Here is a 24,572-nt window from a genome sequence, read left to right as displayed (position 1 = left end):
GTAGACGCCGGAGGCTGCCATGCCCGACTACCTAGCGCCCGGTGTCTATGTCGAAGAGCTGCCCCTCCGGCCCAGGGTCATCGAAGGCGTGGGCACTTCCAGCGCGGGTTTCATCGGCCCGTGCCGCTTTGGTCCTGTGTCCGGCGCGCCGGTCATCATCGCCAGCCTGGCTGAATATGAGCGCCTGTATGGCGATGGCGGCCAGCTCGCCTTTGGTTCAGGCGATGCGACGCGGCGTGTGAACTATCTCTGGAATGCCGCGCGCAGCTTCTTCGGCGAGGGCGGCAAGCGGCTGTACGTCAGCCGCGTGTTCCGTGCGCTTTCCACGGCGCCGGGCCTCGGTTCAGCCCATGACGACGGCCATGGCCGCGCCTCGGCCGGCACTGCACCGCATGTGTTCCGCGTCGTCGCACGCCATCCCGGCGCAATGGGCAATCTGCAGGTCCGCTTCACCGTCAGGCTCGGTCCCAACCTGATACCGACGCTGGCCGGACTCGGCGCTGGCGATGTGGTGTGGGTGTCAGCGGCAGGACGGCCTAGGACGGTGCGTCGTTTCGCAGACCTGCCGGTGTACATCGCTGCCCAGGGGGACGACGGAAGCTGGCGTTTCAGCGGCAGCGGGGCCGATCTATCGGTAGAAGGTGCCAGCGCCATTTGCGCTCTCACGCTGGACGTCGAAGCGCTGACCGCGGGGGGCCGCGTGCTTGGCGCCTGGCAGGGGCTTCCCCTGCGGCCGGACGGCGTCTTTGAACTGTTCGGCATGGATCGTGAGGCTCCCATCGTGCTGCTCAACGGCAGCTCGGCAGGCATCGATGTCCTCGACCATGGCATTGACCTGCTGCAGGCATTGGCCGTGCTGCCTGAGGGCCTGAACCTGAAGATCACCCGCGCAGAACGCGAAGCAGCCGGCCGGAACGATCTGGCCGCCCTGGGCCGCAAGCTTGAACGCGGCCTGCAGGCCACGGTCCGTCTGACCGGCGGCAACGACGGCGTGCTGCCCGCCGCTGGCGACTACGAGGGGCAGCCCGACCCGGCGCCCGCCCAGGCCACGGGGCTCAAGCAGTTCGAGACCATCGACGACATTGCCATCGTCGCCGCCCCCGGCGCCACCGATCCCGCCGCCATCAACAAGCTGCTGATCACCCACGCCGAGCAGATGCGCTACCGCATCGCCCTGCTCGACCCGCCCGGGGGCCTGAGCGTCGCCGACGTGCGAGTATTCAGATCAGGGCTGGACAGCAGCCGCGCAGCGCTCTACTACCCCTGGGTGACGGTCAAGGACCCGGCCTCGGACCAGTCGCTGAACCTGCCGCCGTCCGGCTTCGTCGCCGGCATCTTTGCCCGCAACGATGTGGAGCGCGCGGTCTTCAAGGCGCCAGCCAACGAGGTGGTGCGCACTGCCATCGGCTTCGAGACAGGGATCAACGCCGCGGAGCAGGAGGTGCTCAACCCCGAGGGCATCAACTGCTTGCGCTCGTTTGCGGGGCGCGGCCACCGGCTATGGGGGGCCCGCACCCTCAGCAGCGACCCGGCGTGGAAGTACGTCAACCTGAGGCGTTACTTCGCCTACCTCGAGCACAGCATCGACAAGGGCACGCAATGGGTGGTGTTCGAGCCGCATGGCGAGGCGCTGTGGGTGCAGATGCGCGCGGCGGTCAGCGACTTCCTGTTCAGGGAGTGGCGCCGGGGCGGGCTGCTGGGCGACAAACCCGAGAACGCGTTCTTCGTCCGCTGCGACCGCTCGACGATGACGCAGAGCGACCTGGACAACGGGCGGCTCGTCTGCCTGATCGGAGTGGCGCCCTTGAAGCCAGCGGAGTTCGTCATCCTGCGCATCGGCCAGTGGACCGCTGACCGACGCGCCTGAACAGGGATCAGCGCTGTTCGACCTGGCGCCTGCCGAACAGCGCCTCGCGCGCCTTGTCGTCCGTCAGCGGCCTGCGCGCGCCGGCCAGCACCTCCACGCCGCGCTGCACGGCCGGGCGCTTGGCGACCTCATCGAACCAGCCCTTGAGGTGCGGGTAGTCGTTCATCTCGACGCCCTGGTTCTTCCAGGAGCGCAGCCAGGGGAAGACGGCGATGTCGGCAATGCTGTACTCCGCCCCGCCGATGTAGGTGGCATGCGCCAGCCGCTTGTTGATGACGGTGTAGAGCCGCCTGGCCTCGTTGGTATAGCGTTCGATGGCATACGGCAGCTTCTCGGGCGCATAGACGCGGAAGTGGTGGGCCTGGCCCAGCATGGGACCCACGCCGCCCATCTGGAACATCAGCCACTGCAGCACCTCGTATTTGCCGCGCACATCGTTCGGTAGGAACTTGCCCGTCTTGCCCGCAAGGTAGAGCAAGATGGCGCCGCTCTCGAACAGCGAGAGCGTGCGGCCATCCGGACCGTCGGGATCGGTGATCGCGGGGATCTTGTTGTTGGGACTGATGGCCAGGAAGTCCGGCGCGAACTGTTCACCCGCACCGATGTCCACGGGATGGACCCGGTACTCGAGGCGGCACTCCTCCAGCATGATGTGCACCTTGTGGCCGTTGGGCGTGGCCCATGAATACACTTCGATCATTCGTCGCCTCCTGCGGTGTCCTAGCAAGCGGCCCCATTCTCAGACTTCCGCACGACTCATGGTGGTAAAGCAAGTCAAGCACTGGCTGGTGACGCGTGCCAACGCAGCGCGCTGGCGTCCGATCGAGGAGTGGGCCGAGGCGCGCGGCGCCGATTTCTCTCAGACGCGTGACGGCCAGGGCTTCCTCATCGAGCAGCCCACGGCTGCACCCGGGCCGTTGCGCATCGAGTGGGGCGTGTCGCAGCGCAGCTATCTGCCGGGCTCCGAGCTGCGCATGCGCTGCGAGATGAAGCTGCACCACGACCTGCAGTTGATGGTGTTGTGCCGCACGCTGATGGAGAACCTGGAGCGAGCTGTCTTCGAGGCCTACACCGACACGCTGAAGACGCGCGTCGACACCGACACGCCCGAGGAAATGCGCTGGCTGGTGATGTTTCCAAAGTTCAACAACGCGAGTTCGCAGCTACTGCGCCAGCGCTACGGACTTGTCGGCGTGACCAAGGACCTGACGGGCGCCTGGCTGGACGGTGAGCTCAGCGAGACGCTGGTGCAGGCCAGCCAGGACCTGCTGCCGGAAGGCCACCCCTTCGTGCTGATGAGCATGCGCGGCAACCTCTATCTGCGCACCGAGATGAGCGAGCCGGACCTGCCCAAGGTGCAGGCTTTCGTGCGCCTGCTCGAATGCGCCGCGCGCGAGGCGCTGCGCGTCAACGGCAGGCTGTCCGACACCGGCGCCTGGCCAACAACGACGTCCATCGCCTTCACGCCGTCGACACGCCCTGGCGATGTGACCTAAGCCCTCAGGCTTTCTGCGCGAAGCTCCATGCCAGCTCGGCCAGCGGCCGGGCACTCGCCGCCGTCTCCCTGGCTTGAGCACTTGACGCAGTACCGTCGACCACCCGCTTGGCAATGCCCTGCACGATGGCCGCGATGCGGAACATGTTGTAGGCCATGTAGAAGTTCCAGTCGGCCATGACGGCGTCGACGTCCGTGCGACCGGTGCGCTCGCAATAGCGCTGCACATACTCGCGCTCACTGGGGATGCCCAGCTCGAACAGGTCCTTGCCGCCCAGGCCGCGCGCCGCGCCTGAGGTCTTGATGTGCCAGCTCATGCAGTGGTAGCTGAAGTCGGCCAGCGGATGGCCGAGGGTGGACAGCTCCCAGTCCAGCACGGCGATGACGCGCGGCTCGGTGGGGTGGAAGACCAGGTTGTCCATGCGGTAGTCGCCATGCACGATGCCGACCTCGCTCTCGTCCCGCGCCGAGGCCGGGATATGGGCCGGCAACCAGGCCAGCAAAGCGTCCATCGCCGGATTGGCTTCAGTCACCGAGGCCAGGTATTGCTTGCTCCAGCGGCCGATCTGACGCTCGAAGTAGTTGCCCGGCTTGCCATATGCCGAGAGGCCCACGGCCTTGAAGTCGACCTGGTGCAGGGCGGCGATGACCCGGTTCATCTCGTCGTAGTGGGCGGCTCGCTCGGCATTGGCCATGCCGGGCAGGCTCTGGTCCCACAGCACGCGGCCTGCAATGAAGGACATGACGTAGAAAGCGCGGCCAATGACGGCCTCGTCCTCGCACAGCGCATGCATGGCCGGCACGGGCACGTCGGTGCCTGCCAGCGCGCCCATCACCTGGAACTCGCGCTCGATGGCGTGCGCCGACGGCAGCAGCTTGGCCACCGGCGCCGGCTTGCTGCGCATCACATACTGCACGCCGGGCGTCTTGAGTAGATACGTCGGGTTGGACTGGCCGCCCTTGAACTGTTCGATGGCCAGCGGCCCGGCAAAGCCGTCGACATGCGTGGCCAGCCAGGCTTCCAATGCCGCAGTGTCCAGGGCCTGGGCGAGGGGACGGGTGCCGGTGAATGCTTCCATGCCGGCGATTGTGCGCGGCGTTCCCGCCGGCGCCTGTCCCGTGCGTGGCAGCGACTCATGCCTGCCGACCTGCATGTCGGCAGTCCTTCGTCAGGCGTCGAGCAGTGCGCAGGACTGCCCTCGGTCCCGACTCAGCGCGCCGCGGCGGCCAGCAGCTTCTCGCGGCTCAGCACGACCAGGCGGGTCGGCTCGACGCGTACGGCACCTTCACGCTCGAAGGCCTTGAGTTCCTGATTGACGCGCTGGCGCGAGGCGCCGAGCAGCTGGGCCAGGTCTTCCTGCGCGAGTTGCAGGCCGATGCGGATCTCGTCGCCCTCCTGCACGCCATAGGAGCGCGCCAGCAGCAGCACCTGCTTGGCCAGGCGCGCGGCCAGTGGACGGGTGTTGAGGTCTTCGATCATGTCGAACATCAGCCGCAGCCGGCGGCAGTTCAGCCGCAGCAGCGCGTCGTAGAGCTCGGAGTGGGCCTGCAGCAGCGCGCGGAAGTCGGACTTGCGCACGCACAGCAGCGTCGTCTCGCCATGGGCATAGGCGTCGTGGGTGCGCGGCAGGCCGTCGAACAGGGCGATGTCGCCGAACCAGATGCCGGGCTCGACATAAGTCAGCGAGATCTGCTTGCCGGCCAGCGATACCGAGCTGACGCGCACGGCACCCTTGGCGACGGCCGACCATTCCTCAGCGGGCTCGCCGCGGTGGGACAGCATGGTCTCGTCGGGCAGGCGGCGCACGAAGGCCCGTTGCAGGATGTCATTGCGCAGCGGCTCGGACAACTTCGAGAACCAGGGGCCCTGGTCGATCTGCTGGCGTTCGGCGGGGGTGAGGCTGAGTGCGTTCATGGCTTGGGCCATTGTGCCGGCCCGCTGCGACCTCGTTGGCGGCTGGGCCCATGCTAGAGTCATTCGCGTTGTCTCTACCCTCTCTCAACCGCTTGTAGCCGCCCGCAGTCAATGCCCCTCACGGCCTTGCGCCCGATGTTGCTGGGTGCCCTCACACCCGCTTTGACACTGCTGCTAGGCGTGGCGCCCCAACAGGCGCAGGCGCTGGGGCTGGGCCAGCCGCTGATCCATTCCACGCTGGGAAGGCCGCTGGATGCGAGCATCCCGCTGACGCTGGCAGAAGGCGAACGATTGAGCGACTCCTGCCTGCGTGCCGAGGTCTCCGCGGGCGATGCGCGCGTGCCGGCGGGGCTGCTGCAGCTGCGCATCGAAGGCGAGCCCGGCCAGCAACGCGTCCGCCTGCAAAGCCAGGTGGGCATCGAGGAGCCGGCGCTGCGCATTACGCTGGCCCTGGGTTGCCCCCTGCGGCTGACGCGCGAGTTCAATGCCTTTGTCGATCCTCCGGCCAGCGCGGCCGCCGCACCCCTGCCGCTGGTAGTGCCGCCGGCGCCACCAGCCCTTGTCGAGCCGGTGGCGCGTTTGCGGGCCGAGGTGCCCCCTGCGCCAGCGGCGGTTGTACGGCAGCGCCCGCGGCCCAAGCCGCGCGCCAGCGGCCCGCGCTTGTTGCTGGAGCGGCCGGAGGTGTTGGTCGCCCAGGCACCTCGGCCCGTCCAGCCGGCGGCCAGCGCGCCCGAGATGGAGTTGACGCCCGAGCTTGAAGCGCAGATCGTGCAGCTGGAGCAAACGGTGGCGCAGCTGCGCGCCGAGCTGCTGGCACGCCAGCAGGCCGAGGCACAGGCGGCCGCCGCGGCCATCCCGGCCGCACGGCCTGCCGCATCGGTGACCGTGCCTGCGCCCATCCAAAGCGCACGGGCGGCGCCCTATCGCGACCCGATGACCTGGATGCTGACGCTGGCCTTGAGCCTGCTTGCAGGCTCGGCCGCCTTCTATTTCAGCCGCTGGCGTGACCAACGCGCGCGTCGCGAACTGGCCTATTGGCGGGCCCTGCATGCGGCCGAAGGGGCTGGTCTGCCGCTGGCTGCGCCTTCGCCCGGCATCGCGCCGCCGGTCGTCGGCGTGGCCGCCGCTTTGCCCGATGAGGGCCAGCACCAAATCACGCGGCCGCAGCCCCGGCCGATGCCCTGGGCGCCGGCACCTTCGGCGCCCGCGACGGCCGCCCCCGTGCCACGCATGCAGGCCACTCAGCCTCTGCCGGTGCAGGCCGCCGCAGCGCCGGTACTTTCCAGTGAGCTGACCATTGCAGATGAACTGCTGGACTTGCAGCAGCAGGTCGAGTTCCTGCAGTTGCTTGGCCAGCAGGACGCTGCCGCCGACCTGCTGGCCACGCGGCTGACGCGCGGCCATGCGGGCGCCATGCCCTATCTGTTGCTGATGGAGCTTTGCCAGCAGCGCGGCGAGCCCGAGGTGTTCGCCGAGTTGGTCAAGCAGTTTGAGCAGCGCTTTGGCGCATCGGCGCCGCAGTGGTCGCAAAGCCTGTCGCGTGGACGCAGCCTGGATGCCAGTGCCAGCGTCGTCGCACATCTGCAGACGGTCTGGGCCGACCCGGCCGCTGCAATGAAGATGCTGCAGGAACTGCTCGCGCAAGGCGGCGGGCCCGGGGCGGTCCGGTTCGACCTGCCGGCCTACCGCGACCTGTTGATGCTCTACAGCATTGCGCGCGATCTCTTCGAGGCCGGGCTGCGGGGGGACGAGGTGGACCTGATGCTGCCAATCGATTCAAGCTTCGGCAGCGACGCGCGCTAGGTGGCGCTAAAGAAGTCGCCGCGTGTGAGGGACTTGTTCAGCGCTTCCCTAGATACCGAAGTCGGCCGAGTCGCCGTTCATGGCCTTCTCAATCAGCTTGCGTGACAGTCGCTCCGACAGCAGCTCGGCAAACGCGTAGACATAGTTGCGCAGATAGGCGCCGCGCTTGAAGGCGATGCGCGTGACGTTGCTGCCCAGCATGGCGCCCAATGGCCGCGCGACGAGGTCGCTGTTGGCGGGTTCTTCGCGCATCGCCATCTCGGCAACGATGCCCACGCCCATCCCCAGGCGCACATAGGTCTTGATGACGTCGGAGTCGATGGCCTCCAGCACGACATTGGGCGTCAGGTGACGCGCTGCAAAGGCCTTGTCGATGCGAGTGCGGCCCGTGAAGCTGGGGTGGTACGACACCAGGGGCTCGGCGGCCAGTTGTTCGAGGTTGATGCGCTCGACGCCCGCCAGCGGGTGGTCGCGCGGCACCACCATCACGTGCTGCCACTCATAGCAGGGCAAAGTCACCAGCTCGGGGTACTGGGCCAGGGATTCGGTGGCGAGGCCGAGGTCCGCGGTCTCGTCCAGCAGCATCCTGGCGACCTGGTCCGGGCTACCCTGGTGCAGGCTGATGCGCAGTTGCGGCAGGCTCTTGCGCAGCTGGGCCACCGGCGCGGGCAGCACGTAGCGGGCCTGGGTGTGGGTCGTGGCGATGGAGAAGGTGCCGCTGTCCTGGCGCGAATACTCCTCGCCGATGCGCTTGAGGTTGCCGACTTCGCGCAGGATGATCTCGATGCAGGCGAGCACCTGCTGGCCCGGCTCGGTGATGCGCCGCAGGCGCTTGCCGTGGCGCGAAAAGATGTCGACGCCCAGCTCCTCCTCCAGCTCTAGGATGGCCTTGGAGACGCCGGGTTGCGACGTGAACAGCGCCTTGGCTGTCTCGGTCAGGTTGAGGTTGCGTCGGGCGGCTTCCTGGACGAAGCGGAATTGATGCAGGTTCATGTCAGGGGCGCTCGACTGCTCCGGAGCCACTGAAGCGCCCCCTCGGGGGGCAACAAGCGGGGCGAGTGTGAGGCTGGTTCATTCGAGGACGCCGAGGCAGGCGAGGCTGATCGCGTTGAGCACGGCCTCCTGCTCGCCAAGCGGCGCGTGCAGCCGCCATTCGACGGTGCCGCCATGGTGCTCGCGCAGGCGCTCCAGCAGCGGCGGCACGTCGCGCCGCACATGGCCACCGGTGCCGAGAAAGAGGGGCAGGACATGCACGCGCGTGCAGCCGGCCGCCACGAGTTGCTCCGCAGCTCCCTCCATGTCGGGCGCCATGAACTCGAGGTAGGCCAGCACGAGCGGCGTGCCGGGCCGCGCCATGCGCAGGCGTTCGGCGACGATCTCGAAAGGGCGGGCCCAGGCGGGGTCGCGCGCGCCGTGGGCGAACAACAGCAGGCCTTCGGTCATCGGTACTTCACCAGCCAGGTGAAGGCGGCCATCGACAGCCCGAAATAGATCAGGCTCGGCGTCGCTGCCACGGCCCAGGGCGTCCAGTTCTTCAGCAAGCCGAGATGGCCGGCCACGTTATTCAGCAGCACGAAGCTGATGCCCAGCATGATGCCGCCGAAGACCTTGATGCTGATGCCGCCCGAGCGGCCGTGAAGGTAGGCGAAGGGCAGGGCCAGTGCCACCATGACGAAGCAGGCGAATGGGTAGAAGGCCTTGCGCCAGAACTGGATGTTGTGGGCCTGCGCCGACTGTTCCTGGGCAGACAGATGTTCGGTGTAGCGGTAGAGCTCCAGCGTGGACATGGTCTTGGCGGGCAGCACGGCCGACGCGATGACGCCGGCGTGCAATGAGCTTTGCCAATCCAGTTCGTCCATCGACTGCTCGCTGACGACGACGTCGCCAACCGGGCTGGCGGCCGCCGAGGTGCCGGGATTCCAGATGCTGCGCCTGACCGCCTGCAAGCGCCAGAGTCCTCGGCCGTCGACATCGACCTTGTCGGCCTCGGTGCGCGAAATCAGCCGGCCCTGGGCGTCGAATTCGAAGATGCGCACATCTTCCAGCGCCCCGCTGCTGCCGACACGACCGACGTTGATCGAGTAGCTGCGGTCCTGGCCGTCGACCTTCTGGTGATCCTTCAGCCAGACCCCACGCTTGGTCTGCGTGGCGCCGCGGCTGAAGCCGGCGCGCAGGTCTTCGCCCTGGCGGTCGAACTGCGGCGCGACGTAGTCGCCGATGACGAAGGTCAGCACCGCGAACACGGTGGCCAGGCCGGCCAGCAGCGCCAGCGCGCGCGCGGGGCCGAGGCCGCCGGTGCGCAGGATCGTGAACTCACTGCTCTGGGCCAGACGCGCCAGCGCGACGATGGCGCCGATCAGCACGGCGATGGGAAAGAGTTCGTAGAAATGACGCGGCAGCTCCATCGCGGCGAGCAGCGCGGCCTTGCCGCCACCCACGCCGATGCGAGCCATGCGGTCGAGCTCGTCGACGAAATCGATGAAGAAGAAGAGCGACAAAAAGGCCATCGCGACCAGCACGACCGAGCCGACGATGTCCTTGTAGAGCAGGCGGCGAACGGTCTTCATGTGACGGCCACCTTCACGCGGCGGCGCAGGCAGAAGCGGTTGCCGTTGTCCCGCAGCCAGATGACGGCGAGCGCCAGGCAGAAGGCGCTGCCATGCACGGCGGCGAGCGCCTGCGGCAGGCCTGCGCGACCGTTGCCAACCCAGGACTGCGACAGGTTGATCAGATTGAAATAGACGATGAAGGCAAGCAGCGCGAACAGCAGGTTCCAGTTGCTGGCGCGGCGTGGGTTGGAGGCGGCCAGGCCCACCCCCAGCAAGGCCATGTTGATGGCCCCCAGGATCATGCCCAGGCGCCATGCCAGCTCGCCCTGGTTCTTGGCCGTTGGCACGCGCAAGAGGTCGAGCGTTGCCATGGCCTTGGGCGGCAGTTGGTTGGCGTTGGTCAGCACCTGCGTGTCGGTCATGACCTTGTACTGCTCGAAGCGAGCCAGGCTCTTCTCGCCGGTCTTGAGCTGGGTCTCGTTGCGCTGGCCATGGTCGAGTACGAGCAGGCGGTCATCGCCCTCCATTTCCAACCGGCCGCGTGCCGACGTCGTCACCGATTCACGCTCGTTCTTGCTGGCCAGTATGAAGACATTGCGCCCGGTCGCGGCATCGTCGCCATCGCGCTCGATGAAGAAAACGCGGCTGCCGTCACGCGAGGTCTGGAACTGGCCAGGTGCGACGCGTGACAAGTCGCTGCGCTTTTGATAGCGCTCCTTGAGCTCTGTACTGTTCTGGTTGCCCCAAGGCCAGACGACCAACTCGAGCACGATCACTGCCAGCAGGATCGGCCAGGCCATGCGCAGCACCGGCCGCACGAACCGCGACAGCGGGACGCCGCTGGCGAACCAGATCGTCATTTCCGACTCGCGATAGATGCGGCCCAGCGTCAGGACGACCGCGATGAAAAGTGACAGGATGAGCATCGTCGCGAGGTGGGCGATGGTCGCGTAGCCCATCAGTAGCACGACGTCCTGTGGCGCGACATTGCCGCCGGCCGCCTGGCCCAGCGTACGGATCAAGGTTGACGTCAGCATGATGGTCAGGATGACCACCAAGGTGACGCCGAAGCTCTTGGCCAGCTCTGAGCGCGTCGATGAATCGAATAACATGAAATTACTTCAATCTACTTCTGGTCATTATGGACTTCAAGATTCAAACCGCCGAGTTGGATGCGCTCGCGAGAATCACGGCTGATGCCCTCGTTGTCGTCTTCGGCGGTGAGGTGCTGGCGCCCGGTCTCGATACAGTGGTGGCCAGGCATGCGCAAGCGGCGATCAAGCTCGGTGACTTCGCGCTGAAGGCCGGCCAGGCGCTGACGCTGATGCAGACGGACGGTGTCAAGGCGCCGCGTCTCGTGCTGGCAGCGAGTGGCAAGACGTCGTTGACCGCCGCGCGTGCTGCGCTCGCCGCCGGCCTGGCGCAGATCAAGTCGCGCGGCGCTGTCAGCGCAGCTGTGGCGTTTGTCGGCTTCGATGCCGGACTCGCCGAGTCGCTGGCCGAGCAGACGGCGCTTGCCGGGTCCGAGGCCGTCTATGTCTACCGCCACACCAAGCCGAGTGCGGCGCCAGCATCCAAGCTCGCCAAGCTCGTCCTGGTGGTGAGTAAGGCCGCCGCCAAGGCAGCGAAGGCGGGGCTGGCACGTGGCCAGGCCATCGCCGCCGGCGTTGAGCTGGCGCGCGAGTGTGCAAACCGCCCGGGCAACCATGCGACGCCGACCTATCTGGGCGAGGTGGTACAGAGCCTCGGCAAGACGCATGGTCTCAAGGTCGAGGTGCTGGATCGCAAGGCCGTCGAGAAGCTGGGCATGGGCAGCTTCCTGGCCGTGGCACAAGGTTCTGACGAGCCGCTGCGCTTCATCGTCGCCCGCTACGAGGGCGCCGCCAAGACGGTGGCGCCGGTCGTGCTGGTCGGCAAGGGCATCACCTTCGACACTGGCGGCATCTCGCTGAAGCCGGGTGCCGAGATGGACGAGATGAAGTTCGACATGGGCGGCGCTGCCAGCGTCATTGGCACGCTGCGGGCGGTGGCCGAACTCAAGCCCAGACTCAATCTGGTGATGATCGTCGCCGCCTGCGAGAACATGCCCAGCGGCCGCGCCATCAAACCGGGCGATGTCGTCACTTCGATGTCGGGTCAGACCATCGAGATCCTGAACACCGACGCCGAAGGTCGGCTCATCCTGTGTGATGCGCTGACCTATGCGGAGCGCTTCAAGCCGGCGGTCGTCGTTGACGTGGCGACGCTGACCGGCGCTTGCGTCATTGCGTTGGGCGGCGTGCGCAGCGGCATGTACGCAAGCGACGACGAGCTGGCTGCCGCGCTGACGGCTGCGGGCGACGCAGTCCTCGACCCCTGCTGGCGCATGCCGCTTGACGATGAGTACGCTGAAGGCCTGAAGAGCAACTTTGCCGACGTCCCTAACATCGCCGGCCGGGCAGGCGGCTCGATCACGGCGGCCAAGTTTCTGCAGCGCTTTGCCGGCAAATATCGCTGGGGCCATCTCGACATCGCGGGGACGGCCTGGAAGGGCGGGGCCGTCAAGGGCGCAACCGGCCGGCCGGTGGGGCTGTTGACGCACTTCGTCCTGAGCCAGGCGAAGTAGTGGCCGTTCAGGTCAGCTTCTACAGTGACGCGGCTGAGCCACTTCAATACGCCTGCCGTTTGATTCGCCGCGCACTGGCGTCGGGCAAGCCCGTCGGCGTCTGCGTGCCAGCGCCTGTGGCCGCGCGTCTGGACGAGCTGTTGTGGAGCTTTGACGCAACCGATTTCATCCCTCACCGTCGTTGGGACGGGGCTACGACGCCTGCTCTGGGCGAAGTGTTGCTGGTTGAAGATGCGGCTCGTTTGCCGCACCGCGGGCTGCTGCTGAATCTGGGTGACGAGATGCCAGGCGACGCGCTTGGTTTCGAACGCGTACTGGAGGTCATCGGAACCGACCCGGCGCGCGTTCAAGCTGGGCGTGCGCGTTATCGCGTCTACCAGCAGTCGGGTGCCCAGCTGGACCACTTTTCAGCGGCAGGTTGACGGCGCTGCGTCCACGCTTTCCCGAATGAGTGCCCCCCGGATTTGGGGTATGTTCATTTAGTTGAAAAATCAACGGTTCTCTGTTTGTTCCTCTCTCTCTTTCAAACTGGAGTTGATCCATGCAAATCAAGCTGAATATCGTGGTGGGAGCAGTGGCGGCACTCCTGAGCGGCGCTGCAATGTCGCAGGACCTGGTCGTCAAGATCGGTCACGTGGCCCCGACCAGCGGCGCCATCGCCCACCTGGGCAAGGACAACGAATTGGGTGCGCGCCTGGCCATCGAAGAGCTGAACGCCAAGGGCGTCATGATTGGCGGCAAGAAGGCCAAGTTTGAGCTGCTGGCCGAAGACGACGCCGGCGACCCGAAGCAGGGCACGGCCGCCGCGCAGAAGCTGGTTGATTCCAAGGTCAATGGCGTCGTGGGTCACTTGAACTCCGGTACTTCCATCCCGGCTTCCAAGGTCTACAGCGACGCGGGCATTCCGCAGATTTCGCCGTCGGCCACGAACCCCAAGTTCACGCGCAATGGCTACAAAACCACCTTCCGCGTTGTCGCCGATGACGTGCACCTGGGCGGCACGCTGGGCCGCTACGCTGCGAAGGACTTGAAGGGCAAGTCCATCGCCGTCATCGATGACCGGACGGCCTACGGCCAGGGTGTTGCGGACGAGTTCGAGAAGGGTGTCAAGGGTGCGGGTGGCAAGGTCGTCGGTCGCGAGTTCACGAACGACAAGGCGACGGACTTCACCGCGATCCTGACCTCCCTGAAGGGCAAGAAGCCCGACATCGTCTTCTTCGGCGGCATGGATGCTGTGGCCGGCCCGATGCTGCGCCAGATGAAGCAATTGGGCATCGAAGCCAAGTTCATGGGCGGCGACGGCATCTGCTCCGGCGAGCTGCCCAAGCTAGCTGCGGGCACCATGGGCGATGGTCAGGTCGTGTGCGCCGAAGCTGGCGGCGTCGAGGGCGAAGCCAAGAAGTCGATGGACGACTTCAAGGCCAAATTCAAGTCCAAGTTCAATGTCGACGTGCAGATTTATGCGCCTTACGTCTACGACGCCGTCAACGTGATGGCCGCTGCGATGGCCAAGGCCGGCTCGGCCGATCCGGCCAAATACCTGCCGGTGCTTGCCAAGACCACCGGCTACAAGGGTGTGACCGGCACTATCGCCTTCGACGACAAGGGCGATATCAAGAACGGCGCACTGACGCTCTACACCTACAAGGGGGGCGCGCGCCAACAGCTGGCTGTCGTTCGCTGAACATCGGCCGCTACGAACGCCCGCCCTGGCGGGCGTTTTTTCTTGCCAAGGCCCGCCGTGCGCGGGCTTTTCATTTGGCATCGCAGCGGACGCCGCCAATGCTCATTAGTTTAAATTGGTCACGGATATGCCGTGAATACTGCCAATCGCACTTCGCACGGGTATTTGCCTAAACCTGGGGTGGCACCCGGATCGATCTGGTTCACCTTTCGGCAGGTCGCCTGTGCGTTTCGCACGCTTTGACCCTGGCGCGCCAGTGTCGTCATGGTGTTGTCGCCCGCTTTCGGTTCTACTGCCGCGCGTCGTAGAAGCGGCTGCGGCATGCCACCGGACCACTTCGACACGACACGGATTCAAGGGTCAAGCCCCCTCTAAACGGGGGGCTTTCAAGCATAGGTGCCGGAGGCATGATGCCGGCGCGATCAAGGGTTGGTCGGACATGTCCATTGCGGCGTCAAGCCCGGGACATCCCGAGCCAGTCGGGCGGTCTTCGAAATGGTCGGCTGTCGGGTTTGCCAAACGGCAGTGATGCGACAGCTGGCTTTTGCGCGATGAATGAATATCGATGGTTGATTCGAGTTTCATTGATCGAATTGCGAACGCAGAATGCCTGGTAGTAAAGATCGGGGAAGCAAATGATTCGAATATTCAGCCATTACCTGCATAAGCAGACCTTGCTCCAGGTTTTTTTCGATCTTGGCCTGATTGTTTTCGCCGTCATCGCCGTCGTCCTCAGCCAGGGCGAGTCTGCTCAGACGGTCCTGCCTTTTGCAGCGTCACACAGCCTGTCACTCGCAGGTTGCATGTTCGTCATCAACTCAGCGACGGGCTTTTATCAGCACGTACACAATCGCTCAGTCACCGAGTCCTGCGCCCGCGCGCTGTTTGGTCTCCTGTTTGGCTTGCCGCTGGCCTATGTCATTTTCAGCTTGGTGCCTTCGACCACAAGCCATCGTGACCTGCTGACCCTGGTGGCCATGGTCGCCGTGGCAGCGGTGATGGTTCACCGCGTCTATGCCGCCCACTCGGGTACTCAGGCCCGCCTGCGTAGCCGCATCCTGATATTCGGCACGGGCATCGCGGCGCGAACCGTTGGTAACACGCTGCGTGCCTCAGATCCGCATGCTCAGATCGTGGGCTTTTACGCTGGACCCAATGAGGACCAGCCCGAGGTGCCGAGCGCCGAGATCATCAACGACGGCGCCAATCTGACCGAAGCCGCGCTGAAGCACAACGTGGACGAGATCGTCGTTGCGCTGAGCGAACGCCGCGGCGGCAGCATGCCGTTGCGCCAGTTGCTGGACTGCAAGTTGTCTGGCGTGCGCGTGGTGGACATAGCGACTCATTTTGAGAAGACGCTGGCCCAGATCAACATCAAGCACGTCAACGCAGGGTGGCTGGTTTTTGGAGACGGCTTCAGCCAGGGCATGTTGCGCGCTGCGATCAAGCGGGTTTGCGACATCGTCTTCGCAACGCTGATCCTGGCTGTGACCTGGCCGATCATGTTGATCACGGCGCTGGCCATCCGCTTCGAATCGCGCGGTCCCATGCTCTATCGCCAGGAGCGCGTCGGCCTGAACGGCGTGCCGTTCAGTGTCATCAAGTTCCGCAGCATGCGCACAGACGCTGAGAAAGATGGCAAGCCGCGTTGGGCGACCAAGAACGATGATCGCGTGACACGCGTCGGCCGCTTCATCCGCAAGGTCCGTATCGACGAACTGCCGCAGCTCTTCAACGTGCTGTGGGGCGAAATGAGCATGGTCGGCCCACGCCCGGAGCGCCAGTTCTTCGTCGATGAGCTGGTCGCCAAGATTCCCTACTACGCCGTCCGCCACAGCGTGAAGCCGGGCGTCACCGGATGGGCACAGGTGCGCTACGAGTACGGCTCGACGATCGAGGATTCGGTAGAGAAGCTTCAGTACGACCTCTACTACGTCAAGAACCACTCACTCTTCCTTGATCTGCTGATCATGTTGGAGACGGTGGCCGTGGTGCTGACCGGCAAGGGCGCGCGCTGACCACCGCTTCCTCGGCGTAAGCGCCGATGCCTGCCGCCATGGGGCATGCTTGAATCAGGCATGCCTATCGCCGCTGAATTGGACTCTGCCCCAGGCGTCGTGATCGAAGCGTTCCTCTCGTTCTTTTCGCTGAGCGGCCTTGGCGATCTGATCTGCTGTGCGGCCTATGGGCTGTTCGCGCTTTACTTCGCGCAACGGCTGCGTCGCGGCGGCGTGCCCGTCAGCGTGCTGGCGTTGGTCTTTCTTGCCGCATTGGCTGCCAGTGCTTTCTGGGCAGGCGCTGGGCTGGTGGGAGGTTTCCGGCATTGGTCCAACCCGCTCCCGACCTGGCTGGCCCCGTCGCTGGATCTGCTGCGCTTCAGCTTGTGGTTCGCTTTCATGCTGATGTTGCTGCCAAAGCCGCGGCGCGGCGGTGGTTTGGGGTGGGTGCGACCGACCACTGGCCTTGTGCTTGTGGTTCAGCTCGGGCTGATCCTCTTGGGTGAGAGCCTGCCGCTGGAAGCTCTGGCCCGACCCCGTGCGTTTGCGGCGCTTGGCGTTGCGGTCTTGGGGCTGGTTCTCGTCGAGCAGATGTTGCGCAACGCGACGGGCGATGCGCGCTGGAATGCCAAGCCGGTCTGCCTGGGGCTGGGTGCCATCTTCATCTTCGACCTGTTCATCGGCTCGCAGGCGGCCCTGTTCCAACGCTTCGACGGTGACGCGATCAGCGTGCGCTCGCTGGTTCATGCGGCAGCCGTGCCCTTGCTGTATGTGGCTTCCCGGCGGCATGCCGATTGGCTGGGCAAGTTGCATGTATCGCGTGCAGCTGTCTTCCACTCGGCGACGTTGCTGCTCGTGGGTGCCTATCTGCTGATCGTGGCCGGCGTCGGTTATTACGTGCGCTACACCGGCGGTCATTGGGGGCGCGCGTTGTCCCTCGCCCTGGTTTTTGTTGCGATGGTCGCTTTGGCCTTGCTCGTGGCGTCCGGTTCGATGCGCTCGCGCCTGCGGGTCTACATCAGCAAGAACTTCTTCAGCTACCGCTACGACTACCGCGAAGAGTGGTTGCGCTTCACGCAGCTGTTGTCTGGCAGTGCGGAGCCGCAGCACACCGCTGAGACGGTGGTGCGGGCACTGGCCAATCTGGTTGAAAGTCCCAGCGGCATGTTGTGGATGCAGCGAGCTGCCAACGGCGACTTCATGCAGACCGCGCGTTGGAATTTGCCTGCCCAAAGCGGTGTCGAAGCGCGCGACGGCGCGCTCGCGAAGTTCTGGAGCGAGCGTGCCTGGATCATCGACGTGGACGAGTGGCGCGCGCGGCGCGGTGCCTATCCCGGCCTCGAATTGCCAGCCTGGCTGACGGATGAGCCGCGCTGCTGGTTGGTGGTGCCGCTGCTGGTCCGCGAAGCGCTCATTGGCTTCGTCGTGCTTGGGCGACCGCGCGCGATGGTCGAACTCAACTGGGAAGTGCGGGATCTGCTGCGAACCGCCGCCAGCCAGGCATCGGGCTATCTTGACCAGGCGCAAGCCACCGAGGCCCTGTTGGAGGCACGCAAGTTCGACGCCTTCAACCGCATGTCAGCCTTTGTCGTCCATGACCTGAAGAACATCGTCACCCAGCTGTCGTTGATGATGAAGAATGCCAAGCGCCTGCGCGACAACCCGGAGTTCCAGCAGGACATGCTGGACACCGTCGAGAACTCACTTGAGAAGATGCGGCAGCTGATGCTGCAGTTGCGCGATGGTGACAAGCCGCATGGCGTGACCAGCGGCGTTGACCTGGAGCAGATCGCCAAGCGCCTGGCAGCGGCAGCATCGAGCAAGGGCAGGGTGCTGGAGTTGACGCTGCAAGGCAGTGTTAGCACCCGTGGCCACGCCGAGCGCGTCGAACGCGTGCTGGGCCATGTTGTTCAGAACGCGTTCGATGCAACACCCGCCACAGGTCGTGTCTGCCTGACCCTGGATGCTCAAGGTAGCCAGGCCCGGGTTCGAGTGGAGGACAGTGGCTGCGGCATGAGCGAGGATTTCATACAGAATCGCCTCTTCAAGCCGTTCCAGACCACCAAGGCCAGCGGCATGGGCATTGGCGCCCACGAGAGCTATCAATACGTGCAGGAACTGGGAGGCAATATCAGCGTGCAGAGTGAATTGAACCGGGGGACGACCGTAACCCTGTTGCTCCCCTTGTTCCATGCGCAGGCCGACGCGCCTCTGGCGGCGCTCGACGTCCAATGAGCACGCCCCGCCACGCGCCGCTGTTGATCGTGGAGGACGATCTGGCTTTGCAGAAGCAGCTCAAGTGGTCGCTGGACCGCTTCGAGTCGGTGACGGCCGATGATGTTGCCAGCGCCGTGCTGCAGTTCCGTCGCCATAGTCCTGCCGTTGTCACGATGGACCTCGGCCTGCCGCCTGATCGTGATGCCGTGTCTGAAGGGTTCAAGTGCCTTGAGAAGTTGCTTGAACTCGACCCGGGCGCCAAGGTCATCGTGCTGACCGGCCAGAACGACCAGCACAACGCGCTGCGCGCCATTCGAATGGGCGCCTACGACTTCCTGGCCAAACCTGTCGACCCGGATGTGCTGAGCCTCACCGTCGAGCGGGCCTACCGACTGTACGAACTGCAGCAAGAGAACCGCCGCTTGCAGATGCAGCAGAGCAGCGATGTCTTCTCCGGCCTGATCACGCGTGACCCCGGCATGCAGCGCGTGTGCCGCATGATCGAGAAGGTTGCGCCAAGCGACGCCACCGTACTGCTGCTCGGGGAGAGCGGTACCGGCAAGGAGGTCCTTGCTCAAGGCCTTCACGACGCATCCAAGCGCAAGGGGCGCTTCGTTGCCATCAACTGCGCCGCCATTCCCGAGACGCTGCTCGAGAGCGAACTTTTCGGCTACGAGAAGGGCGCCTTCACCGGTGCGACCAAGTCGACGCTCGGCAAGATTGAGACTGCCAACGGCGGCACGTTGATGCTCGACGAGATCGGCGACCTGCCCATGTCCCTGCAGGCCAAGCTGCTGCGATTCTTGCAGGAGCGCGTCATCGAGCGCGTGGGTGGCCGCCAGGAGATACCGATCGACGCGCGCGTCGTCGGCGCCACTCACCAGGATCTGAAATCACGCATCGCCGACGGCCGGTTCCGGGAGGACCTGTACTACCGCTTGGCTGAAATCGTCGTTGACATCCCGCCGCTGCGTGAACGTATGGGCGACCCGGTGCTGCTTGCGCATGCTTTCGTGCGCCGTTTCGCCACCGAGATGCGCCGCCCTGTGCCCACACTGGCCGACGACGCCGTCCGTGCATTGGAGGTGCATCGCTGGCCGGGCAACGTACGCGAGCTGCAGAACATGCTCAAACGCGCCGTCATCATGGCTGAGGACGATCGCATCACTGCGCTCGATCTCGGCTTGCGTGCCGATCCTTCGTCTGGTGACGACAGTTCAATGCTCGACTTGCGCACCGTGCGCGAGAACGCCGAGCGCCAGGCACTTATCACGGCATTGGCGCGCACCGATGGCAACATCGTGCGTGCGTCCGAGCTGCTCGGCATCAGCCGCCCGACTCTTTACGACATGATGAACCGGTTGCAGATCAAATGAAGCACAGCAAAAAGCGTCGTGCCACCGCGTGTCTCGCCGCTGCGGTCATGGCAGCCTCGGCAATGTTGACGGGTTGCTGGGAGCCGTCCGCCAAGCAACTCGTCGACTCCGGCAAGGCGCGGATGGAAAAGAAGGACTACAAAGCCGCTGCCATCGAGTTCAAGAATGCCTTGCAGAAGGACGGTTCGTTGGTCGAAGCGCGCTTCTTGTTGGGCAAGGCCCTGCTTGAAAGCGGCGATGTGCAAGGGGCCTGGCTGGAATTGTCGAAAGCCCGTGACGCCGCCTACAGCAATGACGAATTGGTGCCGGTGATGGCGGCCACGCTGATCCTGCGTGGTGAGACCGACAAGTTCATCGCGGAGTACGGTGATGTTCAGCTCAGCAGTCCCAAGCGTCAGGCGGAGTTGAAAGCTGCTTTGGCCACGGCCTACGGTTCGCGGGGCAAGTATGTTCAAGCTCGCGCCGCCGCCGACGCGGCCTTGCAGGCCGATCCCGGCAACATCGTCGCCCAGCTTGCGGTGGCGCAGTTGCTGCACATCGCCGGCGACAAGAACGCGGCGCTCGAGCAGGTGGAGCGCGCGCTGAAAGCCGACCCCCAGTCGGCCCGCCCGCTGATCATGAAGGCCGAGATTCTTCAGGCCAGCGGTGCAGACCCAGCAGACGTCATTTCGACCTACCGCGAGGCTCTGAAACGGGACAAGGCCAGCAATGCCGCCCATCTGGGCATCATTGGTCTGCTGATGCAGCAGCGCGACTTTGACAGCGTGCAAAAACAACTCGCAGAGCTGGACAAGGCGCAGCCCAACAACTTGCAGGTACGGTACTTCTCGGCGCTTTTGGCCATGGAGCGCAAGGACTTGAAGGCGGCCCACGAGACGTCGCAGCAGTTGTTGAAGGCCCTACCGTCAAATTCGCGCTTCCTGCATCTGGCCGGCGCGATCGAATATGAGCGCGGTGCTTATCTGCAGGCCATCGCGCACCTCGGCAAGGCGCTGCCGAATTCGCAGAACCCTGTCGCTGTTCGTGTGCTGCTGGCACGCGCACAACTGCGGGCGGGCGATCCTCGCAAGGCGCTGTCATTTGTGCAACCGTTGCTGGACACCGACACCCTCATGCCGGCTGAGGTCTATTCCGTTGCAGCGGACTCTCACCTCCAGATGGGCAACGCCGACGCAGCCAAGAAGATGTTCGCGAAGACGGTCCAGGTGAACCCCCAGGACTCGCGTGGTCGAACCGCGCTGGCCCTGGCGGAGTTGACCGCAGGCCGCACAGAGCGCGCTATGACTGAGCTGAAGGCCATCGCCGCCGGTGAGGGTGCCGGGGAGGCCGAGGTCGTCATGGTGGTTGCGCATATTCGCGGCAACCGCTTCGACGATGCGCAGGGCGTGATCGATTCGATAGACCGCAAGTACCCGACCAAGCCAGTCGCTCCGTTTTTCCGCGGCCAGATTGAACAGCGGCTTGGAAATGCGGTGAAGGCCAGGGAGCAGTTTGAGTTGGCGGTATCGCGGCAACCGTCTTATCTCCCTGCTGTCGCAGCGCTGGCCTTGATGGATCAAAACGACGGCAAGATCGACGCTGCCGTTGCTCGTTACGAGAAACTCGTCGCTGCTGATCCCCAGTCCGTTCCGGCGGCTTTGGGGCTGGTGTCGATGCGCGCACGTGCGGGAGCAAAGCCGGAGGAACTCAAGAGTCGACTCGAGGCCGCCGTCAAGCGCTTCCCGGACGCTGACGAACCGAGGGTCGCCCTGGCTACCGCATTGCTTGAGGAAGGCGAGGCCAAGGCTGCTCTCCAAGTTGCTGTGGAAGGCGTAACGCGCTTCTCGGATAACGGCAAGCTCCACGAAATGGTCGGTCTGGCCGAGCTGAAGTCCGGCAACTACAACCAGGCGTTGCAGGCCTTCAACAAGATGGCCTCACTCCAGCCGAATGCCGTGGAGCCTCTCATGCGAGTTTCCGAAGTGCATCTCGCTCGCAAGGACGTACCGGCTGCCATCGCCCAGTTGCGCAAAGTGATTGCGATAAAACCGGACTACATGCAGGCGCAGGCCAGCCTGATGACATTGCTTTCGCGGACCGGCAAGATGGAAGAAGCCTTGGCCCAGGCCAAGGCCGTTCAAACCTTGCTGCCCAACGAGGCTTACGGTTGGACGTATGAGGGTGACCTGCAGGCGTCCAAAGGCAACAAGCCCGCGGCGGTTGCTGCATTGCGCACCAGTTTCACGAAAGCGCCGGTGGTTGAGACTGCCATGAAGCTCCACCGAGCGCTGCTGGCCGCGAATCAGACGGCTGATGCCGACAAGTTGGCGTTCGACTGGTTGGCGAAGCAACCGAACGATCCCAGGTTCAATTTCTATCTTGGTGACCTAGCGATGGGCCGCAAGGACTTCGAGCGCGCCGAACAGCAATATCTCAAAGTGATCGCTGCCGACCCGAGGCATCCTGTTGCTTTGAACAATCTCGCCTGGTTGCTGCAACGCGCCGGCAAGCCGGGGGCCCTGGAGGCTGCCGAGAAAGCCTTGGCCTTGGCCCCAAACGCAACGGCCTTCATGGATACAGCGGCCGAAATTCACGCGAGCGCCGGGCAACTCAGCAAGGCATTGGCGTTGCAGAAGCGCGCGGTAGAGCTTGATCCCGAGCAACCGACGCATCGGCTGCATCTGGCGCAGTACTTGTTGAAAAACAACCAGAAGGCCGAAGCCCGCGTGGAACTACAGCGACTTGCCCAGTTGGGCAGCGCCTTTGCAGGGCAGGACGAGGTGCAGAAACTCATCGCCTCGCTTTGAGCTAGAAGTCACGACCACCGGCACGCACCTACGGTTCATAAGCTGCAATGCAAATCAAGCAGGCGAGCCTTCGCAAGCGAATACACCAGTTGATGCGGTGGGTCTTTGCGCGGGTACCTCGCGACACACGCCACGCCATCTACCGCGGCATGATTGATTGCGATCCTGCGCCGGATCCGCGACTGGAACTCAAGGTCGCCGAAACCGCCGAAGAATTGGAAGACTGCTTCCGCATTCTTCATGACGCATACGTCGCCAGCGGCTTCATGAAGCCGTCACCCTCGGGCTTGCGCGTCACGATCTATCACGCGCTACCGACGACGACGACGCTCTGCGCGAAATACGACGGCCGCGTCGTCGGCACCATGTCGATGATCCGTGAAGGTGTGTTCGGCTTTCCACTGCAAGCTGTTTTTGACCTCAGCGAGGTACGGGCTAAGCAAGGGCAGATCGCCGAAATCTCAGCACTCGCCGTGCACCCAGATTTTCGCAAGACGGGCGGGGCGATCCTGTTTCCCTTGATGAAGTTCATGTACGAGTACTGCACGGAGTACTTTGATACGCGCCACCTCGTCATCGCCGTCAATCCTGAAAAAATCGAACTTTACGAGTCACTGCTGTTCTTCGAGCGGTTGCAAGAGAACGTCGTCGACAAGTACGACTTCGCGAATGGTGCGCCGGCCGTGGGCGCGACGCTTGATCTGCCCGTGGCTAAGGAAATATTCCGTCGCGTCTATGGCAGGCGCAAGGAACGCAAGAACCTCTACCAGTACTTTGTTCAGCTCCGCCTGCCCAACATCAAGCTGCCAAAGCGACGTTATTTCACGACCAACGATCCGGTGCTGACGCCGGCCATCTTGGACCACTTCTTCAACAAGCGAAGCGCGGTGTTCGCGGAGCTTGACGATAGGCGCAAGGCGCTGCTGTGGTCCATCTATGACCAGCCGGAATTTCGCGCCGTGCTACCGATGCTCAGCGGTTCCGCGACGGGGTTTCACCCCATGCGCCGACACCATCGCTTCTCGCTGCGCTGCCCTGCCGAGTTGCGTCTGCGGGTCGGGGGCAGCGAGTGCGCCATCGTGATCACGGTGATCGAGATCTCGCTTTCGGGCTTTCAGGCCCAATCCAAGCTGAGCATCCCGGTCGGCGCCGAGGGATCGGCATGGGTCGAACTTGGTACTCAAGACAAGGCAATGCTCGACGTTAAGGTCATACGTCATCACCACGGAGAAACCGGTGAGTTCTACGGCTTCAGGCTCGAAGAATCAGACGATGTCTGGCGGCGCGCTGTCAGCGCGCTCGAGACCGAGCATGTCGCGGGCGACCTATGAACGCTGATCGTCGCCGCCTGCTTGCGGCAATGGCCGTTTTGGCTTGCGGCTGTGTCGGGGCGCACGCGCAACTGCCGGAGCTGGTGGCGAAGGCCAAACGTTCTGTCGTTCTTGTCGGCAGTTACGGGCTGTTGGACAGTCCTCGCTTCGGCTTCAGGGGCACCGGTTTTGTTGTCGGTGACGGGCTTCATGTTTTGACCAATGCCCATGTGCTGCCACCTGAAATTCCAGGTCGGATCGACCGCAGCATTGCCATCCAAGTCTGGACGCCAGAGTCTCAATGGGTGATGCGTAGTGCCAGGCTGGTCGGCACGGATGTGCGGCACGATCTTGCGCTGCTTCAGATTGAAGCGCCAGCCGTGCCGGCGCTGCGACTTGCGCGGGAGGAGGCGCGCGAGGGCACGGCCATTGCACTGATTGGCTTCCCGCTCGGCGGAGCGCTGGGCTATTCCCACGTGACCCACCGCGGCATTGTTTCGGCGAGGACTGCCATCGCGCCGCCGGCCACCGGCGCCCCAGGGCTTAGCGAGCGAGCTGTGAACCAATTGCGCCAGGGCGCCTTCGAAGTTATGCAACTCGATGCGACGGCCTATCCCGGCAATAGCGGCGGCCCGGTGCTGGACGTCGAAACCGGCGAGGTAGTCGGTGTTGTCAACATGGTGCTGGTCAAGGGAACCCGTGAAGCCGCGCTCAGCGCACCCAGCGGAATCAGCTATGCGATTCCGGTTCGGAATGCGTCCAACATGCTGGGAAGCGTCGGAACGCGGTAGTGAGCGGCTCAGCGCAGGCTGCTTCGTCAACCAGTGGCCCATGCTGCGCGAGTGCTTGGTCAAGACGGCTCACCGGCTACCACCGTTCGGCTGAACGCCGACCGTGACAGGTCGACCAATAAAAAACCCCGCCGTGGCGGGGTTTGTCGACGCGGCGTCAAGCGACGCCGCTTGACT

At 64.5% G+C, this 24,572-nt stretch carries 19 protein-coding genes; 12 read left to right on the top strand and 7 right to left on the bottom strand.

What is annotated here, in order from left to right; all coding sequences use genetic code 11:
* Positions 1-19 precede the first annotated feature (19 nt).
* Entirely contained in the window at positions 20-1,867 is a 1,848-nt protein-coding gene (locus tag ACT6S0_RS06785; RefSeq protein ID WP_444763129.1) for a phage tail sheath family protein, read from the top strand.
* 7 nt (positions 1,868-1,874) lie between these two features.
* Here ACT6S0_RS06785 and ACT6S0_RS06780 read toward each other — a convergent pair whose 3' ends face one another.
* Positions 1,875-2,567 (bottom strand): glutathione S-transferase C-terminal domain-containing protein, encoded by a 693-nt coding sequence (locus tag ACT6S0_RS06780; RefSeq protein WP_444763128.1) that lies wholly within the window; start codon positions 2,565-2,567, stop codon positions 1,875-1,877.
* A gap of 58 nt (positions 2,568-2,625) precedes the next feature.
* Here ACT6S0_RS06780 and ACT6S0_RS06775 point away from each other — a divergent pair, with 58 nt between their 5' ends.
* Positions 2,626-3,363 (top strand): hypothetical protein, encoded by a 738-nt coding sequence (locus ACT6S0_RS06775; RefSeq protein ID WP_444763127.1) that lies wholly within the window; start codon positions 2,626-2,628, stop codon positions 3,361-3,363.
* A gap of 4 nt (positions 3,364-3,367) precedes the next feature.
* Here the strand turns inward: ACT6S0_RS06775 and ACT6S0_RS06770 are convergent, their stop codons facing one another.
* Together ACT6S0_RS06770 and ACT6S0_RS06765 are read right to left on the bottom strand one after the other, a co-directional pair.
* On the bottom strand, positions 3,368-4,450 hold the full coding sequence (locus tag ACT6S0_RS06770; protein ID WP_444763145.1) for a phosphotransferase: 1,083 nt from the start codon (positions 4,448-4,450) through the stop codon (positions 3,368-3,370).
* Between the two features lie 122 nt (positions 4,451-4,572).
* Positions 4,573-5,277 carry a Crp/Fnr family transcriptional regulator gene (locus tag ACT6S0_RS06765; protein WP_444763126.1) on the bottom strand — a complete coding sequence of 235 codons (705 nt, stop codon included), beginning with the start codon at positions 5,275-5,277 and terminating at the stop codon, positions 4,573-4,575.
* 135 nt (positions 5,278-5,412) lie between these two features.
* On the opposite strand from ACT6S0_RS06765, the gene ACT6S0_RS06760 reads away from it, so the two are divergent.
* The gene (locus ACT6S0_RS06760) at positions 5,413-7,080 is read left to right on the top strand and encodes a FimV/HubP-related protein (protein ID WP_444763125.1); all 1,668 of its coding nucleotides are present in this window, start codon (positions 5,413-5,415) and stop codon (positions 7,078-7,080) included.
* Between the two features lie 48 nt (positions 7,081-7,128).
* On the opposite strand, the gene ACT6S0_RS06755 is transcribed toward ACT6S0_RS06760, so the two are convergent.
* The 4 genes from ACT6S0_RS06755 to lptF form a co-directional block, all read right to left on the bottom strand.
* Positions 7,129-8,073: a CysB family HTH-type transcriptional regulator gene (locus tag ACT6S0_RS06755; RefSeq protein ID WP_444763124.1), complete on the bottom strand. Its 945-nt coding sequence runs from the start codon at positions 8,071-8,073 to the stop codon at positions 7,129-7,131.
* A gap of 78 nt (positions 8,074-8,151) precedes the next feature.
* Positions 8,152-8,523, bottom strand: coding sequence for a sirohydrochlorin chelatase (locus ACT6S0_RS06750; protein ID WP_444763123.1), 372 nt, complete (start codon positions 8,521-8,523; stop codon positions 8,152-8,154).
* Entirely contained in the window at positions 8,520-9,647 is a 1,128-nt protein-coding gene (lptG, locus tag ACT6S0_RS06745; RefSeq protein WP_444763122.1) for an LPS export ABC transporter permease LptG, read from the bottom strand. The genes ACT6S0_RS06750 and lptG overlap by 4 nt, the downstream gene beginning before the upstream one ends.
* Complete coding sequence (gene lptF, locus ACT6S0_RS06740; protein WP_444763121.1) at positions 9,644-10,741, bottom strand: LPS export ABC transporter permease LptF; 1,098 nt, start codon at positions 10,739-10,741, stop codon at positions 9,644-9,646. The genes lptG and lptF overlap by 4 nt, the downstream gene beginning before the upstream one ends.
* A gap of 29 nt (positions 10,742-10,770) precedes the next feature.
* Here lptF and ACT6S0_RS06735 point away from each other — a divergent pair, with 29 nt between their 5' ends.
* From ACT6S0_RS06735 to ACT6S0_RS06695, 9 genes are all read left to right on the top strand, one after another.
* A complete protein-coding gene (locus ACT6S0_RS06735) occupies positions 10,771-12,234 on the top strand; it encodes a leucyl aminopeptidase (protein ID WP_444763120.1) in 1,464 nt (487 codons plus the stop codon).
* Complete coding sequence (locus ACT6S0_RS06730; protein ID WP_444763119.1) at positions 12,234-12,656, top strand: DNA polymerase III subunit chi; 423 nt, start codon at positions 12,234-12,236, stop codon at positions 12,654-12,656. The genes ACT6S0_RS06735 and ACT6S0_RS06730 overlap by 1 nt, the downstream gene beginning before the upstream one ends.
* Positions 12,657-12,775: 119 nt before the next feature.
* The gene (locus ACT6S0_RS06725; protein ID WP_444763118.1) at positions 12,776-13,918 is read left to right on the top strand and encodes a branched-chain amino acid ABC transporter substrate-binding protein; all 1,143 of its coding nucleotides are present in this window, start codon (positions 12,776-12,778) and stop codon (positions 13,916-13,918) included.
* A 635-nt stretch (positions 13,919-14,553) separates the two neighbouring features.
* The gene (locus ACT6S0_RS06720; RefSeq protein WP_444763117.1) at positions 14,554-15,936 is read left to right on the top strand and encodes a TIGR03013 family XrtA/PEP-CTERM system glycosyltransferase; all 1,383 of its coding nucleotides are present in this window, start codon (positions 14,554-14,556) and stop codon (positions 15,934-15,936) included.
* Positions 15,937-15,996: 60 nt separating this feature from the next.
* A complete protein-coding gene (gene prsK / locus ACT6S0_RS06715; RefSeq protein ID WP_444763116.1) occupies positions 15,997-18,150 on the top strand; it encodes an XrtA/PEP-CTERM system histidine kinase PrsK in 2,154 nt (717 codons plus the stop codon).
* Positions 18,147-19,508, top strand: coding sequence for a PEP-CTERM-box response regulator transcription factor (gene prsR / locus ACT6S0_RS06710; protein WP_444763115.1), 1,362 nt, complete (start codon positions 18,147-18,149; stop codon positions 19,506-19,508). Before prsK ends, prsR begins: the two co-directional genes overlap by 4 nt.
* Positions 19,505-22,294: an XrtA/PEP-CTERM system TPR-repeat protein PrsT gene (prsT, locus tag ACT6S0_RS06705; protein WP_444763114.1), complete on the top strand. Its 2,790-nt coding sequence runs from the start codon at positions 19,505-19,507 to the stop codon at positions 22,292-22,294. The genes prsR and prsT overlap by 4 nt, the downstream gene beginning before the upstream one ends.
* Before the next feature lie 47 nt (positions 22,295-22,341).
* Complete coding sequence (locus tag ACT6S0_RS06700) at positions 22,342-23,625, top strand: GNAT family N-acetyltransferase (RefSeq protein WP_444763113.1); 1,284 nt, start codon at positions 22,342-22,344, stop codon at positions 23,623-23,625.
* Positions 23,622-24,395: a S1C family serine protease gene (locus ACT6S0_RS06695; RefSeq protein WP_444763112.1), complete on the top strand. Its 774-nt coding sequence runs from the start codon at positions 23,622-23,624 to the stop codon at positions 24,393-24,395. Before ACT6S0_RS06700 ends, ACT6S0_RS06695 begins: the two co-directional genes overlap by 4 nt.
* The last annotated feature ends 177 nt before the right edge of the window (positions 24,396-24,572 follow it).

Origin of the sequence: Roseateles sp., from assembly GCF_052436255.1 — a bacterium.
Taxonomy (GTDB): Bacteria; Pseudomonadota; Gammaproteobacteria; order Burkholderiales; family Burkholderiaceae_C; genus Pelomonas.
This window is presented reverse-complemented; position numbering and strand designations above follow the sequence as displayed.

What these genes read in the sequence shown, in the direction of transcription:
- ACT6S0_RS06785 (WP_444763129.1), top strand. Translation starts at nt 20, where the DNA reads ATGCCCGACTACCTAGCGCCCGGTGTCTATGTCGAAGAGCTGCCCCTC.
- ACT6S0_RS06780 (WP_444763128.1), bottom strand. Translation starts at nt 2,567, where the DNA reads ATGATCGAAGTGTATTCATGGGCCACGCCCAACGGCCACAAGGTGCAC.
- ACT6S0_RS06775 (WP_444763127.1), top strand. Translation starts at nt 2,626, where the DNA reads ATGGTGGTAAAGCAAGTCAAGCACTGGCTGGTGACGCGTGCCAACGCA.
- ACT6S0_RS06765 (WP_444763126.1), bottom strand. Translation starts at nt 5,277, where the DNA reads ATGAACGCACTCAGCCTCACCCCCGCCGAACGCCAGCAGATCGACCAG.
- ACT6S0_RS06760 (WP_444763125.1), top strand. Translation starts at nt 5,413, where the DNA reads ATGTTGCTGGGTGCCCTCACACCCGCTTTGACACTGCTGCTAGGCGTG.
- ACT6S0_RS06755 (WP_444763124.1), bottom strand. Translation starts at nt 8,073, where the DNA reads ATGAACCTGCATCAATTCCGCTTCGTCCAGGAAGCCGCCCGACGCAAC.
- ACT6S0_RS06750 (WP_444763123.1), bottom strand. Translation starts at nt 8,523, where the DNA reads ATGACCGAAGGCCTGCTGTTGTTCGCCCACGGCGCGCGCGACCCCGCC.
- lptG (WP_444763122.1), bottom strand. Translation starts at nt 9,647, where the DNA reads ATGAAGACCGTTCGCCGCCTGCTCTACAAGGACATCGTCGGCTCGGTC.
- lptF (WP_444763121.1), bottom strand. Translation starts at nt 10,741, where the DNA reads ATGTTATTCGATTCATCGACGCGCTCAGAGCTGGCCAAGAGCTTCGGC.
- ACT6S0_RS06735 (WP_444763120.1), top strand. Translation starts at nt 10,771, where the DNA reads ATGGACTTCAAGATTCAAACCGCCGAGTTGGATGCGCTCGCGAGAATC.
- ACT6S0_RS06725 (WP_444763118.1), top strand. Translation starts at nt 12,776, where the DNA reads ATGCAAATCAAGCTGAATATCGTGGTGGGAGCAGTGGCGGCACTCCTG.
- ACT6S0_RS06720 (WP_444763117.1), top strand. Translation starts at nt 14,554, where the DNA reads ATGATTCGAATATTCAGCCATTACCTGCATAAGCAGACCTTGCTCCAG.
- prsK (WP_444763116.1), top strand. Translation starts at nt 15,997, where the DNA reads ATGCCTATCGCCGCTGAATTGGACTCTGCCCCAGGCGTCGTGATCGAA.
- prsR (WP_444763115.1), top strand. Translation starts at nt 18,147, where the DNA reads ATGAGCACGCCCCGCCACGCGCCGCTGTTGATCGTGGAGGACGATCTG.
- prsT (WP_444763114.1), top strand. Translation starts at nt 19,505, where the DNA reads ATGAAGCACAGCAAAAAGCGTCGTGCCACCGCGTGTCTCGCCGCTGCG.
- ACT6S0_RS06700 (WP_444763113.1), top strand. Translation starts at nt 22,342, where the DNA reads ATGCAAATCAAGCAGGCGAGCCTTCGCAAGCGAATACACCAGTTGATG.
- ACT6S0_RS06695 (WP_444763112.1), top strand. Translation starts at nt 23,622, where the DNA reads ATGAACGCTGATCGTCGCCGCCTGCTTGCGGCAATGGCCGTTTTGGCT.